Here is a 14,729-nt window from a genome sequence, read left to right on the forward strand (position 1 = left end):
GGGGTGACGCTGATGCTGAGGGTGGAGCTGTCGCTGCTCACGCCGTCGCTGACGGTGTAGCTGACCAGCGGTACCGCGCCGTGGTAGTTGGCCGCAGGGGTGAACACGTAGCTGCCGTCGGCGTTCAGCTGCAGGCTGCCGACGCCGTCGATGCTGGCGCTGGCGCCAGCGGCGTAGTTGTTGGCACCGATGCTGAAGCCGGTGACGCGCACGTCGCCGTCCACGCTGCTGGTACCGCCCAGCACGCTGCCTGCCAGGGTGGTGTCTTCCGCCACGCTGACGGTTTCGTTGCCGTCAGTGAAGCCGTCGGTCACCGGGGTGACGCTGATGCTGAGGGTGGAGCTGTCGCTGCTCACGCCGTCGCTGACGGTGTAGCTGACCAGCGGTACCGCGCCGTGGTAGTTGGCCGCCGGGGTGAACACGTAGCTGCCGTCGGCGTTCAGCTGCAGGCTGCCGACGCCGTCGATGCTGGCGCTGGCGCCAGCGGCGTAGTTGTTGGCGCCGATGCTGAAGCCGGTGACGCGCACGTCGCCGTCCACGCTGCTGGTACCGCCCAGCACGCTGCCTTCCAGGGTGGTGTCTTCCGCCACGCTGACGGTTTCATTGCCGTCGCTGAAGCCGTCGGTCACCGGGGTGACGCTGATGCTGAGGGTGCTACTGCTACCAGTATTAGTGGTGTATGCAACGGTGGGTACCGTGCCGTGCCAGTTACTGGCTGGGGTAAAGATGTAATCGCCATTAGCGGAAACTTCCAGCATGCCGGATTCCAGCTCGACGAAAGCGCCATCCTGAGCGTCAACGGTATAGCTGCGGCCGTCGACGGTAATGCTCACCACACTCAGCTCGCTATCAATATCGCTGTCGTTTTCCAGCACATTACCCTTGGCTGGCGTGTCTTCCTCAACTGTATTGCTGTCTGCCTTCAGCACACTAGGGTCATCTACCGGATTGACGGTGATGGTCAGCGTGCTGCTGCTACCGGTGTTGGTGGTGTAGGTAATAACTGGAACGGTGCCGTTCCAGTTGTTTGCCGGAGAGAAAATGTAATCGCCGTTGGCACCGACCTGGAGCACACCAGACTCGAGTTCGATGAATGCGCCTTCTTCAGTATCCACAGGGAAAGTACGGTCGTTGACCGTGATACCAACAACACTGAGCGCGTCGTCAGTGTCACTGTCATTCTCCAGCAGATTGCCGGTAGCCATGCCGTCTTCATCAATGAAATTGCTATCAGCAACCAGCACGGAAGGCTGGTTGAACGTCTGGGAGGCATCCAGGCTGCCGGTCGTGGCGGCAATGGTTTCAATGCTGGCATTGCTAGCAGTACCCGCCGCCAGACTGGCATCGGTAATGTCTTCGCTGACACGGCCCAGGATGGTATAGGAGCTGCCACCATCTTCACCACCACCTGCAGCCAGGCCGGCTGCGGTCGCTTCCAGGTTCTGCAATGGATCCTGACCATCCTGCAGCGCAGCCAGGACTTGCTGCGCTTCGCTTGGCAGGGTAGCCAGTGCGGCATCGGTGACATCGGCGGTTGCAGGACCGAATACGTCATCGGTAATAGTCAGATCACGGGCTTCAGCAATTTTTACGATGTTGCCATTGTCTGCCCGCAGCTCGATGACACCATCAGCCGGTACGATCAGGCGCTCACCCACCGCTACGGTGTCGCCCACCTTCAGTACGCGCTGCGAACCATCTACCGCAACTGCGATGATCTTGCCGCTAATTGCAACGATCTTGCCTTGATTGTGGGCTACACTCATTTAAACACTCCATTGACATTTTGCATGATGCAGTCAATCTACTGGAACGCGAAAATTTAGCCCATTGTACTAAAGGGCAACACGAGAAACGCCGCAAAGAACGTGTCTGCATTTTTGTGCACACGGAGTCACATTTAGTCGGGGAAACCCCTTCTTCGCACTCGCCGAAAACAGGAGCAAGACGGTCGCTCGGAAGTCAATGCACCGGATTGACGAGCCGCACCAGCTCTCCCCCTTGCTTATCCTTATGGCCACGAATAATTCTTTACTTGTCACAAGCACCACCGGCACACCCATTCAGCATCGGCCGCCGTGCCGTATATACTTCAGCTATTCATGTCTTACGGTACCCGCCCAGCGATGGCTCCTCTTGTTGCCAGACAATCCGCCCAGTGGCCCCTTCTTGAGACTGCCGCAGCAACAGGCTGCCGCGCGCAGCCCTGCCGGCGACAGCATCACTACGGCAACAACGAAATAGATCTCGCCATTAAGCCATGACCCAGCCCCCAACCCCGCCGACCACTTCACCAGCCGCCCACCACCGTGGGCGCCGCTGGCTGCTGTTTACCCTGCTCGTACTGTTGGCACTGTTGCTGGCGGCGACAGCCGGCGCCCGCTGGTGGCTGCAGCAACAGGGCCTGCAACTGCAGGGGCCGGGCTGGCGCGATGGCGGCGCCACGATCGCGCAATGGCAATGGCGGCAGCAGGATTGCGTCGCCGCCCACGGCAGTGGCCTGCGCATCGAGCGCTGGCAGCCGCTTACCATCAGCCTGCAGCAGCTCAAGCTGCAATCCTGCAGCAAGGCCGGCCCACGCGAGCTGCCGGCCCCGCCACCCGCCGGCCTGCCGCCGTTCACCCTGCACATCGCCAGCCTGCAGGCCCCTGGCCTTCCCGCGCTGGCCGCCGCCGTTACACAGCAAAACGACCGCTGGCAGGCGCAGCTGGCACAGGGTGCCGACAAGCTGGCACTGGACTACCGGCGCGACAACGGCCAGTGGCAGGCACAGGGCACGTTGGCCGCAGCGCGGCTTTCGCCGCAGCTGCTGGGGCAATGGCAGCTGCAGGCCAGCGGACGCTGGTTGCCCGGCCAGCTGCAAGCCCGCGTGCAGGCCGATGGCCGCCAGCTGGGCTATCAGGGCGATGCCCGCCGTGGCGATGCCCGCCTGCAGGCCACGCTGCACAACCGCCAGTGGCAGCTGGAGGCCACGCTGCCGCACGCGCTGCCGCTGGCCGCCGGCTGGCTGCTGCAACCGCGCCGGGCGTTGCAGGCCAGCGGCGATCTGGACGGCGTGCACAGCCTGCAGGCCGACCTACTGGCCAGCGGGCCACAGGGCAAGCTACAGCTGCAACTCACCCCGCAGGATCACAGCCTGCAACGCGGCAGTGGCCTGCTGCAGCTGGACGGCAAAGACCTGCACGCCCGCATTCCGCTGCAATGGGCCAGCCGCCAGCTGACGCTGGCCGCCGGCGAAGCCCGCCTGCCGCAGGGCGTGCGCCTGAGTTGGCCGCAAGCGTGGCAACTGCCGCTGACCGCCAGCGGTAGCAGCCGCCTGCCGTTCCGCCTCGATTACCAGCAGCTGCAGCTGAGCAGTCACGACGGCACGCTGCGCTGGGGCAATGGCCGCTGGCAGTGGCAAGGCGCGCTGGCGCTGGCTGGCCGCCATGCCGGCTACCAGCTGGCCGGCCAGTGGCGCGGCCAGTTCGACGCGCAGGGCGCGCACGGTGTCCCGCTGCAACTGAAGGTCAGCAAGCCGCCACTGGCACTGGCGATCAGCCTGCCGGTCAACGCCATCGACCCGCGCCAGCCGGTGCTTAACGCCAGCTTTGCCGGCCACTATCAGGACTGGCCACTCAAGGGCACCCTGGCTGCACGCCAGCAAGGGGCGGGCTGGCAAGGCAGACTCGCTGCCAGCAGTCGCCCGCCGTTCTACAGCAAAGGCGGCGCGCTGCAACTGGCGGCCAACTGGCGCGGCAGCGCCGGCAACTGGCAACTGGATAGCGGCAGCAAGCTGGACATTGCCGAGGGTATCGTCGGCAACGTGCTGCTCAAGCCGCTCAGCCTGCTGGCCACCAGCCCACTGCGGACGGACGGCAGCCGTGCCCACGGCCAGCTGGCGCTGACGGCAGGTGGCGCGGTGGCCAGCCGCTGGACGCTACCGCCGGCCAACGGCACGCTGCAACTGGCCGGCGAGCGTGCCAGCGGCCAGCTGCAACTGCCAGCCTGGCGCAGCAAGCTGCAACTGACCGCCCGCCGCCACGGCGAGGGCGCCGCCGGCAGCCTGCAGCTGGATACGCCGCTGAGCGCCGCCATGAGCCGCGGCCTGGGCGTTACCCTGCAACAGGGACAGCTGGCCAGCAAATTGCAGTGGCAATGGCAAAAACAATGGCAACTGAACGGCGACGTGCGACTGAGTGATGTGGCGCTGGACTGGGGCGGCATCCTTGCCAACGGTGGCCGTGGCCGGCTAACGTTGGCCGCACGTCCCGGCCAACTGCAGCTGCAGAGCGATGGCCCGCTACAACTGGCGCAGCTGGACGTGGGTACCCTGCTGCAGGACGTGTCGCTCACCCTGCGCTCCGATCTGAAAGACTGGCAGCTGGGCGCCGTGCACGCCAAACTGCTGGGCGGCAGCCTGCAGGCCGACAGCCTGCACTGGCCGTCCAGCGCCTTCCAGCCGGTGACCGTGCAGCAGCTGGACCTGGCCGCCGTGGCGGCGCTGCAGAATGACCCGCAGCCCACGGTACAGCTCACCGGTCGCGTCGGCGGCACCCTGCCGCTGCAACTGTTACCGGCGGGCATCGCGCTGCAAGACGGGCTGCTGCGCAACGAAGGCGAGCTGACCCTGCGCGTGCCGGCCAGCGCCGGGGTAACGGCCATGGCACAATCCAACCGGGCGGTGCAGCTGGCGCTGGACATGCTCAGCGAGCTGGACGTCAACGATTTCCAGGCCAGGCTGGCCATGTCGAGGAACGGCCTGCTGGACGCTCAGGTGACGCTGAAAGGGGTCAACCCCAGACAAAATCGCCAACCTGTGGTGCTGAATTACAGCCATAGTGAAAATGTGCTGGAACTGTTACGCAGCCTGCGTATCGGAGATGAAATATCCCGCCGTGTGCTCAGCCGCAAACAATCGGCTGCCACGCGCAACCCCACACCGGAGACTTCGCCATGAAACCCGTCTGGCTGATACCGCTCCTGGCACTGACCGCCTGCACCCCGCGGGTGGCACTGGAAGTGCCCAAGGAACCCATCACCATCAACCTCAACGTGAAGATCGATCACGAAATCCGCCTCAAGGTGGAAAAAGACATCGACAACCTCACCACCGACAGCAGTCTGTTCTAGGAGCACAGCATGAAAACGGCAGCACGATGGATGGCAATTGGCCTGCTGCTCTGCAGCAGCCTGGCAATGGCACTGGACGTGGGCGGCGCCAAGGCGCAGGGCCTGGTCGGCGAACAGCCGGATGGTTACCTCGGCGTGGTGAAGGCCACCCCGGAAGCGGTTTCGCTGGCGGCGGACATCAACGCCAAGCGCCGCGAGGCCTATGACGCCATCGCCAAGAAAAACGGCACTACCCTGGACCAGGTCGCGATACTGGCCGGCCAGAAAGCCATCGAAAAAACCCCACCCGGCAGCTACGTCAAGGCACCCAACGGCCAGTGGGTGAAGAAGTAGTCACCGCCCCAGCAGCATAGCCGGGTGTCGGCCCGGCACGCCGGCCTGCCCGCGGCGCTGGCAGACAATGCCTGATGAGCGACGCGCATTGCGCAAACCCGTTGCCGGAATGGTCGTGGCTGTCGCGACGGGATGGCGTCATTGCCTGACACCGGGATGAGCAGGGGCATGCACCGCCCCAGCCTGCCCTGTAAGTGCACCCCGTACCCGCCAGCAGCAGCAGCGTGTTCATTTCAGCGATATGAGCTGCTAACACCCCCCCTGATCCTGCGTTGCGCCTCCTTGCCGTACGACTTGTACTGTCTGCGTCGGCACGCCTTGGCTCAGGTGCGCTGCGAGGTTCTGTTAGCGGCTAAGTTGCTGCTTCAGCCATGAAGAATCGTACATGTCGCATCGCTCGCCGCTGCCAGCAAGAGGCGCAGGCGCTTGCGGCCAACCTTTGCGCCATGCGGGGCGGCTCACCCCTGCTGGCGCGGGCGCAGGCTGCCGTGCCACGCCGCGATACGACATCCGGCCCGCCCCTCATCGGGTCACGGCGCCGGCAAACTCGCACCCCCTAGAGCGCCCCCTCGGCGCGCAGCACCCGCTCCAGCGCGGCAAAGCACTCCGCATCGATGGCGCTGTGCAGATGCTGGCGCATGATGTCCAGCGTCCTGGCCACCGGTGTGGCCGGGTGGTACGGGCGCTCGGCATTGATGGCGTCAAAAATGTCGGCGGTGGTGATGATGCGGGTTTCCAGCGCAATGGCGTCGGCGCCCAGCCCGCGCGGGTAGCCGCTGCCATCCAGCTTTTCGTGGTGCGCGCCGGCCACCCGTGCCATCTCGGCAAAATGTCCGATACGCTCGAGGATGGTCTCGGTGTAGCCGGCATGGCGCTGCACCGCCGCCCATTCGTCGGCGTCCAGCTTGCCCGGTTTGTCGAGGATGGTATTGCTGACCCCCAACTTGCCCACGTCGTGCAGCAAGGCGGCGCGTTTCAGCCAGCGGCGGCGTGCCGGCGCCATGCCCAGCTCGGCGGCGATGCAGTCGGCGTAATGGCCGACGCGCTGGCTGTGGCCGGCGGTAAACGGGCTCTTGGAGTCCACCACCTGGCCAAAACCTTCGGCGATCTCGTCCATATAGTCCTCGTCCAGCGGCACCGCACACTGCGCCGGCTCCAGCGCCAGCACCGCCTGGTCGATATCGTCGGCTTCCAGCTGCTGCCAGAACGGCGCGCTGGCGCCCAGCTGACCGATCACCGCCACCAGCTGCGGGTCGAACCAGCTGCCGGCGCGCGATTGCACCTCGGTCAGCGCCGCGTGGCGGCCGTGGGTAACATGGAACACGTCCAGCACCTGCGCCAGCAGCGCAATGCGCGACGATAGCGGAATGGTCTCGCCCTGCAGGCCCAGCGGCCGCCCGGAGCCATCCCAGTGCTCGTCCAGCGCCTGGATGCCGGCGGCCACGCTGCCGTTGAAACGCAGCTGGCGCGCGATATCGGCACCGCGATGGCAACGGGTGTTGATCAGCTCGTCGGCCATTTCCTTGCCGTGACGCAGCACGTTGAGGATGGATTGTGCGCGCTGGCGCCAGCTGCTGGCGTGGGTGCCGGTGTTGCTGAACACGAAGCCCAGCATCTGCGGCAGGCTGGCACCGACCAGCTTGAAATCCTGTTTGAACTGGCGATCGTCGGTAAGGTACAGCTCGCTGATGCGCGCCGCGTTGCTGCTGCAGCCCAGGTCTTTCAGCAGGATGGTGTAGTACAGATCCCACAGCTGCTGCGCCGTCAGCCCCAGCGCCTGGCCGATGTGCATGCCGATCCAGCAGCTGCGGATGCAGTGGCCTTCCGGCTGGCCCTCGGTGATATCCAGCGCGTAGCTGAGCGCGCTGATGAGTTCGGACAGTTTCAGGGTGGTGGCCATGCGCTTCCCGATTGAAATGAGCCGGCAGTCGCGGCCAACGTTGGCCGCACGGCAATGCTGCGCAGGATGCGATAAAAACGGCGGCGGCGATAGCCATTCGCAACCCGATTTCCATAGAAAACCCACAATGCATCATGGGCGACCGCCGGCTCGCGGGCCGTGTCAGTCGCTGCTGACCGCCAGCTCGTCCAGGAATTTTTCCAGCACCAGGTTGGGCCGCCGCCCCTTGCGCGTCACCACCGTCAGCGGCACCTGGTAGTGCAGCTGCTGCGGGCGGATAGCGCGCAGCTTGCCCTGCGCCACCCAGCTGGCGGCAAAGTGGTCCGGCAGGTAGCCGATGTAGCGCCCGGTCAGGATCAGGAAGGCGATGCCTTCGCGGTCGCTGGCGGTGGCGCTGCCGTTCAGCGCCTGCTGGCACTGCTGCGCCTCCGGCGGCAGGCGAAAGCCGGGGATCACCGCCGGCGCGACGGCGATGTCGGCATCGCTGATATCAGCATCGGCGCGCCAGAACAGCGGGTGGCCCTGGCTGCAGTACAGCAGCGAGTCCTCCTCGTACAGCGGGATGTAGTCCAGCCCGGCCAGCGGGCTGACCAGCGGCACCACGCCGACGTGCAGCTGGCCGTCCAGCACTTTCAGCTCGATATCGCTGGGCGTCATCATGCCGATATTGATGCGCACCCCCGGCCCCTGTTCGCTCAGCGCGCGCAGCGACTGGGTGATGCGCATGCGCGACTGCGTCACCAGGCTGTTGACGATGCCGATATTCAGCTCGCCGCGCAGCTGCTGGTGCAGCTGGTTGACCTGGCTGCGAAAGCCTTCGATCGCCGCCAGCAGGCTCTGGCTGGCGTGCAGCACCTCGCGCCCCTCGTCGGTCAGCGCAAACCCGGCGCGGCCGCGCTGGCACAAACGGATGCCGAGGCGCTTCTCCAGATCGCCCATGTGCAGGCTGATGGCGGAGCGGCTGATGCCCAGCACGCTCTCCGCCGCCGAGAAGCCACCGCACTCGGCCACGGTCTTGAACAGGCGCAGCAGGCGGATATCGAAATCGCTGACCTGGCTCAGGGAAGTCTTCTTGCTCATAGTTGAATAAACACTCAACTTAACGTGAGAAAGATGTGATTTAACTCACCTACAGTTCTATTGCAAGCTATGAGCCTGTTCATGATCTTTTGGCGGCTGCGCTGGCACGGCAAATGGTCAGATGCCAGGCGGACGGCGCCGGCCTTAGCGTTCTAAGGCCAAGCCGGCCAACAACGCAGATGGCCGTTTGCCGAGCCAGCCCTACGGGGCCGGGTTCAGCCGGTGCATCGCGGTGTCGATCGCCCCTGGCAGTGAATGACACTGCGGCGGAGCGCTCTCCTAGCGTTGCATCCGGCAGAATCCGGCCGCAGCCGTAAAAAGACCATGAACAGGCTCAATCATCAACACAGCGCTCACAGGGGCCACGTCATGAACAACTGCAACGACCAATTTGCCGTCAGCGATCTGAATCTCGATGCCCAGTGGATGCCGTTTTCGGCCAACCGCGCGTTCAAGCGTGATCCGCGCATCATCGTGGGCGCCGAGAACAACTACTTCATCGACGACAAGGGTCGCCGTATCTTCGACAGCCTGTCCGGCCTGTGGACCTGTGGCGCCGGCCACAACCGTCAGGAGATCCAGGAAGCAGTCGCCCGCCAGCTGGGTACCCTGGACTACGCGCCGGGCTTCCAGTACGGCCACCCGCTGGCCTTCCGCCTGGCCGACAAGATCGCCGGCCTGATGCCGGACGGCCTCAACCACGTGCTGTTCACCGGCTCCGGCTCCGAATGTGCCGATACCGCGGTGAAGATGGCCAAGGCCTACTGGCGCCTGAAAGGCCAGCCGAGCAAGACCCGCTTCATCGGCCGCGCCCGTGGCTACCACGGCGTCAACATCGCCGGCACCGCGCTGGGCGGCATCGGCGGCAACCGCAAGATGTACGGCCAGCTGATGGACGCCGACCACCTGCCGCACACCCTGCAGCCGGGCATGGCGTTCACCAGGGGCATGGCCGAAACCGGCGGCGTGGAGCTGGCCAACGAGCTGCTGAAGCTGATCGAGCTGCACGACGCCTCCAACATCGCCGCGGTGATCGTGGAGCCGATGTCCGGCTCCGCCGGCGTGATCGTGCCGCCGCAGGGCTACCTGCAGCGCCTGCGCGAGATCTGCAGCCAGCACGGCATCCTGCTGATTTTCGACGAAGTGATCACCGCCTTTGGCCGCATGGGCAAGTGGACCGGCGCCGACTACTTCGGCGTCACCCCGGACATCATGAATACCGCCAAGCAGGTGACCAACGGCGCCATTCCGCTGGGCGCGGTAATCGCCTCCAGCGAGATCTACAACACCTTCATGCAGCAGGGCACGCCCGAGCACATGATCGAGTTCACCCACGGCTACACCTATTCCGGCCACCCGGTGGCCTGCGCCGCCGGCCTGGCCACGCTGGAGCTGCTGCAGCGCGACCAGCTGATCGAGCAATCCGCCGCGCTGGCACCGGTGTTCGAAGAAAAGCTGCATGCCCTGCGCGGCAGCAAGCACGTGGTGGACATCCGCAACTGCGGCCTGGCCGGCGCCATCCAGCTGGCCACCCGCGACGGCGACGCCGCCATCCGCCCGTACGAGGCCGGTATCAAGCTGTGGCAGGCCGGTTTCTACGTGCGCTTCGGTGGCGACACGCTGCAGTTCGGGCCGACCTTCAACACCACTGCGCAGCAACTGGACACCCTGTTCAACGCCGTCGGCGACGTGCTGAACCAGACCGCCTGATCGCCAACCGATTTCCCGCATACCGGAGAGTAAAGACATGACTACCGTCGCCCATCTGATCAATGGTGAGCTCGTCACCAACGTTGGCCGCACCGCACCGGTGTTCAACCCGTCCATCGGCGAAGCCGTGCGCCAGGTAGCGCTGGCCGACCAGGCCACCATCCAGTCCGCCATCGACGCGGCCAAGGCGGCGTTTCCGGCCTGGCGCAACACCCCGCCGGCCAAGCGCGCGCAGGTGATGTTCCGCTTCAAGCAGCTACTGGAAGCCAACCGTGACAAGATCGCCGCCATGATCAGCGAAGAGCACGGCAAGACCATCGAAGACGCGGTCGGCGAGCTGCAGCGCGGCATTGAGAACGTGGAATACGCTTGCGGCGCGCCGGAGCTGCTGAAGGGTGAATACAACCGCAACGTCGGCCCGAATATCGACAGCTGGTCCGACCACCAGCCGCTGGGCGTGGTGGCCGGCATCACCCCGTTCAACTTCCCGGCCATGGTGCCGCTGTGGATGTACCCGCTGGCCATCGTGTGCGGCAACTGCTTCATCCTGAAGCCGTCCGAACGCGACCCCAGCTCCACCCTGTTCATTGCCCAGCTGCTGCACGAAGCCGGTCTGCCCAAGGGCGTGATCAACGTGGTGCATGGCGACAAGGCCGCGGTCGACGCGCTAATCGAGGCGCCGGAAGTGAAGGCGCTGAGCTTTGTCGGCTCCACGCCGATCGCCGAGTACATCTACAGCGAGGGCACCAAGCGCGGCAAGCGCGTACAGGCCTTGGGCGGCGCCAAGAACCACGCGGTGGTGCTGCCGGATGCCGACCTCGACAACACCGTCAACGCGCTGATGGGCGCGGCGTATGGTTCCTGCGGCGAGCGCTGCATGGCGATCTCGGTGGTGGTGGCGGTCGGCGACCAGGTGGCCGACAAGCTGGTGGAAAAACTGGTGCCGAAGATCGCGGCGCTGAAGATCGGCGCCGGCACCTCCTGCGGCCTGGACATGGGCCCGCTGGTCACCGGCGCGGCGCGCGACAAGGTGAAGGGCTATATCGACAGCGGCGTGGCGCAGGGCGCCGAGCTGGTGGTCGATGGCCGCCAGCTGTCGGTGGCCGGTTGCGAATCCGGCTTCTTTGTCGGCGGCACGCTGTTCGACAAGGTCACGCCGGAGATGAGCATCTATCGCGAGGAAATCTTCGGGCCGGTGCTGTGCATCGTGCGCGTCGGCAGCCTGGAAGCCGCGATGCAGCTGATCAACGATCACGAATACGGCAACGGCACCTGCCTGTTCACCCGCGATGGTGAAGCGGCGCGCCTGTTCTGCGACGAGATCGAAGTCGGCATGGTCGGCGTCAACGTGCCGCTGCCGGTGCCGGTGGCCTACCACAGCTTCGGCGGCTGGAAGCGTTCGCTGTTCGGCGATCTGCATGCCTACGGCCCGGATGGCGTGCGTTTCTACACCAAGCGCAAGACCATCACCCAACGTTGGCCGCAACGCGCCAGCCACGAGGCATCGCAGTTCGCGTTTCCTAGCCTGTAATGCCGGCTGCCGGCCACACCTGGCCGGCTGGCACACCATGCAACGCGGGCGCTGCACACGCAGCGCCCGCGTTGTCACGTTCGCCCGCGCGTGATCAAGGCCGTGCTCACCGCCTGGGCGCATCGCCACACAACCGATCGAGTCTGCAAGACCTTCCCGTCACGAACCGAGATCGTCCATTTTTGGCGGATATTCCCGAGCCGCAGCAGGGTTTGCTTTGCGTAGCCTCGCCCGGGACAGGTCACTTCGACTGCCCGCTTGGCGGCCTGCTTGAGCACGTTCCCGAACCTGCGCCCAACACAGGAAAAAGCAACCCAGCGGACCAAAACACCCGGCAAAGAACCCGGGCACCAAGCCCCCTCCCACTACGGGCGGATACACCGCGACTCACAATGACTTTTCGAAGTGCGCCACCAGCTGTTTCAACGCCTTGGTGGTTCCCATCAGCTCACCCGCGGCCTGAGCAGTCTGAGCCACGTTATGGGCGTTATTTTCGGTGATGGCACTGACCTTTTCCATATTGTGGGCGACCTCGGTCGAGGCGCGCGACTGTTGTACCAGCATGGACGCCACATCCTGCGCACTGTTGGCCACGCCCAGACTCGCCTGATCAATCTGTACCAGGCTGGACGAGGTCGCGCCGATCAGCTCGCTGGCTTGCCTTGTCACCTGGCTGGCGTGGTCAATGGAGGACAAGGCGGCATCAGTGTGCTGTCGGACCTGTCCGATCGAGTCGCCGATCTCACGGGTACTGTGACTGGTACGCTCGGCCAGTTTGCGCACCTCGTCGGCGACGACGGCAAAACCGCGACCGTGCTCGCCAGCACGAGCCGCTTCAATGGCCGCGTTAAGTGCCAGCAGGTTGGTCTGATCGGCCACATCCCCGATCAGTTGGCTTATTGAGCCGATGCGCGTCACCGCGCCGTTCAATTGCTCCAGGGTAGCGCGCACCTCACCAATGGCAGCGAGCATGCTGTCGGTGCTTTGCAAGGTATGCTGCATGTGGGCACTGCCCTGCTGCACCAGCTGGCGGGCGGTGCTGGCATGATCCGAGCCGGTACGGGTGGTATCGGCAATTTCGCTGACCGAGACGGTCAGTTGCTCCAGTGCGGCGGCGATGTGAGCGATGTCGTTGCTTTCATCCGATGCCCGCTCCTGCAGGGTGGCGGCCTGGCGGCCGATATTGTCAGCCTCCTGACCGATACTGGCACTGGCGGAGACCACGTCGGCGAGGATGGCTCGCAGATTGATGCGGGTTGTTTCCAGTCGCTGCCGTAAGTCGGCACATTCACGTGGTCCCTGGACCGCCACCATCTCCTTGAAATTACCCTCACCAAAGCGAAGCAGCGCCGCATTCGCGGCAAGCAGTGTGGCCCGCACTCGTTGTTGCAGCCCAAGTGTGGCAAGGCAGCCAAGCAGGAATGCCAGCAGGAGCGCACCTTGCTGCCAACTGTTCGGCAACAGCAGGATACTGATGCCGCCAGCCAACAGGGTGACGCTGAAGATCACCAGCTGCAGCATCAGCCAGGATGGGGTCGTCGTTTGCGCTGTAGATGGAAAGCTGGCCTGCCCGGCGTTGATGGCGCGATACAGCAGCTCGGCTCCCCTGACCTTGTCACGGGCGGGCGTAGAACGCACCGACATGTAGCCGATGTGTTGACCGTTTTCACTCAAGGGGGTCACGTAGGCCTCCACCCAGTAAAACGCGCCATTCTTGGCGCGGTTTTTTACCAGTCCTTGCCAAGGTTGGCCGCGCTTGATGGTGTTCCAGAGATCCAGAAACGCCACCGCCGGCATATCCGGATGGCGTACGATATTGTGCGGCTGACCGATCAACTCCGCCTCAGTAAAGCCACTGATTTCGACAAAGGCCGGGTTGGCATAGCAAATCCGGCCTTTAAGGTCAGTCTTGGTGACAATGGGACTACGCGGATCAAGAAACAACTCCTGCTCGGTGACGGGAAGATTCTGGCGCATGGCTACCCCTTCAAGCGTGACTAACGGGACTGATCGCGCCGTCGTGTTGAAGTCAGCGCCTGATCTACGTTGTATGACACTCGGCTTCACTATTCCAGAAGGTTTTTATGTGGATGTCGTTTTTTCTGTTGAAAGATGTCCACTAGGATTCTGAAGTTGGCTCAGCCTTCTGCCGCCTCGATTTTGAAGGCGCACCTAGCGCGGGCGCATGACTGGCAAAAGGGCCGCAGCGGCTTGCATCGCCTCAGATTTCACATGACGACAGGGAACACAGGCAAAAGCTTGGCACGATAGAACACTTAAGGGACGTCAACCGGACTGGGCAAGGACGAAGCAAGATGTGGCAGTGACAAGCTGTACCCCAAGGTCAAAATGCGCCTCAGGTTGTCACAGCCCGCGTCTCGGATTTGGTACGCAAATGTCACAACAGCAGTTTGTGATACTCAGGGAAGCCTGAAAAACAAAAAACCCCTGATTCAATTTTTCAATTGAATCAGGGGTTTATATGTGGTTGCGGGAGCAGGATTTGAACCTACGACCTTCGGGTTATGAGCCCGACGAGCTACCAGACTGCTCCATCCCGCGACTGAATACTGCAAGTATAGATTGCGCCATGAAAAACAAGTGGCGAACTGCCATTTATATTTCTCAACGCAAAACAGTTTAGTCGCCAAACTGTTTTATGAATTCTGGTTGCGGGAGCAGGATTTGAACCTACGACCTTCGGGTTATGAGCCCGACGAGCTACCAGACTGCTCCATCCCGCGACTGAGAAAGAGATAGTACCGCGTATATTGCGGTGCGTCAAGCAAAAAGACAAAAGCCCTGCAAGGCAGGGCTTTGATTGTGGCACCACGCAATGTCAGGCGGCGGTCTGTACGTAGGCGTTGCCCGGGTAGACCACACTTTCCAGACCGGCGGAAGTGCGCATCGTCACTTCGTAGCGTCGGCCCAGCGGCTTGACATTGATCACTTCAAAGCGGATTTCTTCACCGCTGTCGGTTGTTTCCAGGATGCTATGGCCTGGCTCAAGTTGGTTGATTCTCATGATTTTTCCTTTTTGTCATTCTTTTTCTGACGATTATC

10 protein-coding genes and 2 tRNA genes are annotated in these 14,729 nt (G+C 63.6%); 5 read left to right on the plus strand and 7 right to left on the minus strand.

Annotated features, from left to right (window positions below):
• A partial coding sequence (locus C8E02_RS10050; protein WP_120810668.1) for a retention module-containing protein occupies positions 1–1,766 on the minus strand: 1,766 nt, incomplete at its 3' end.
• A gap of 494 nt (positions 1,767–2,260) precedes the next feature.
• Here C8E02_RS10050 and C8E02_RS10055 point away from each other — a divergent pair.
• The 3 genes from C8E02_RS10055 to C8E02_RS10065 are packed head-to-tail and all read left to right on the plus strand — an operon-like array spanning position 2,261 to position 5,445.
• Complete coding sequence (locus tag C8E02_RS10055; protein ID WP_120810669.1) at positions 2,261–4,939, plus strand: intermembrane phospholipid transport protein YdbH family protein; 2,679 nt, start codon at positions 2,261–2,263, stop codon at positions 4,937–4,939.
• Entirely contained in the window at positions 4,936–5,112 is a 177-nt protein-coding gene (locus C8E02_RS10060; RefSeq protein WP_047968441.1) for a YnbE family lipoprotein, read from the plus strand. The genes C8E02_RS10055 and C8E02_RS10060 overlap by 4 nt, the downstream gene beginning before the upstream one ends.
• Positions 5,113–5,121: 9 nt before the next feature.
• On the plus strand, positions 5,122–5,445 hold the full coding sequence (locus C8E02_RS10065; RefSeq protein WP_047968442.1) for a YdbL family probable chaperone protein: 324 nt from the start codon (positions 5,122–5,124) through the stop codon (positions 5,443–5,445).
• 556 nt (positions 5,446–6,001) lie between these two features.
• Here the strand turns inward: C8E02_RS10065 and C8E02_RS10070 are convergent.
• Positions 6,002–7,345: an HD-GYP domain-containing protein gene (locus C8E02_RS10070; RefSeq protein ID WP_120810670.1), complete on the minus strand. Its 1,344-nt coding sequence runs from the start codon at positions 7,343–7,345 to the stop codon at positions 6,002–6,004.
• Positions 7,346–7,507: 162 nt separating this feature from the next.
• Entirely contained in the window at positions 7,508–8,425 is a 918-nt protein-coding gene (locus C8E02_RS10075) for a LysR family transcriptional regulator (RefSeq protein ID WP_120810671.1), read from the minus strand.
• 369 nt (positions 8,426–8,794) lie between these two features.
• Between C8E02_RS10075 and aptA the strand changes: the two genes are divergently transcribed.
• Both aptA and C8E02_RS10085 read left to right on the plus strand, forming a co-directional pair.
• Complete coding sequence (gene aptA / locus C8E02_RS10080; protein WP_120810672.1) at positions 8,795–10,135, plus strand: omega-aminotransferase AptA; 1,341 nt, start codon at positions 8,795–8,797, stop codon at positions 10,133–10,135.
• 37 nt (positions 10,136–10,172) lie between these two features.
• On the plus strand, positions 10,173–11,666 hold the full coding sequence (locus C8E02_RS10085; RefSeq protein ID WP_120810673.1) for a CoA-acylating methylmalonate-semialdehyde dehydrogenase: 1,494 nt from the start codon (positions 10,173–10,175) through the stop codon (positions 11,664–11,666).
• Between the two features lie 387 nt (positions 11,667–12,053).
• Here C8E02_RS10085 and C8E02_RS10090 read toward each other — a convergent pair whose 3' ends face one another.
• The 4 genes from C8E02_RS10090 to C8E02_RS10105 all read right to left on the minus strand — a co-directional run bounded on the left by C8E02_RS10090 (position 12,054) and on the right by C8E02_RS10105 (position 14,691).
• Positions 12,054–13,643: a methyl-accepting chemotaxis protein gene (locus C8E02_RS10090; protein ID WP_120810674.1), complete on the minus strand. Its 1,590-nt coding sequence runs from the start codon at positions 13,641–13,643 to the stop codon at positions 12,054–12,056.
• Between the two features lie 508 nt (positions 13,644–14,151).
• Positions 14,152–14,228, minus strand: a tRNA-Met gene (locus C8E02_RS10095).
• A gap of 105 nt (positions 14,229–14,333) precedes the next feature.
• Positions 14,334–14,410: transfer RNA gene (locus tag C8E02_RS10100), tRNA-Met, on the minus strand.
• 95 nt (positions 14,411–14,505) lie between these two features.
• Positions 14,506–14,691 (minus strand): hypothetical protein, encoded by a 186-nt coding sequence (locus tag C8E02_RS10105; RefSeq protein ID WP_047967572.1) that lies wholly within the window; start codon positions 14,689–14,691, stop codon positions 14,506–14,508.
• Positions 14,692–14,729 lie beyond the last annotated feature (38 nt).

The organism is Vogesella indigofera (genome assembly GCF_003633895.1).
Lineage (GTDB): Bacteria > Pseudomonadota > Gammaproteobacteria > Burkholderiales > Chromobacteriaceae > Vogesella > Vogesella indigofera.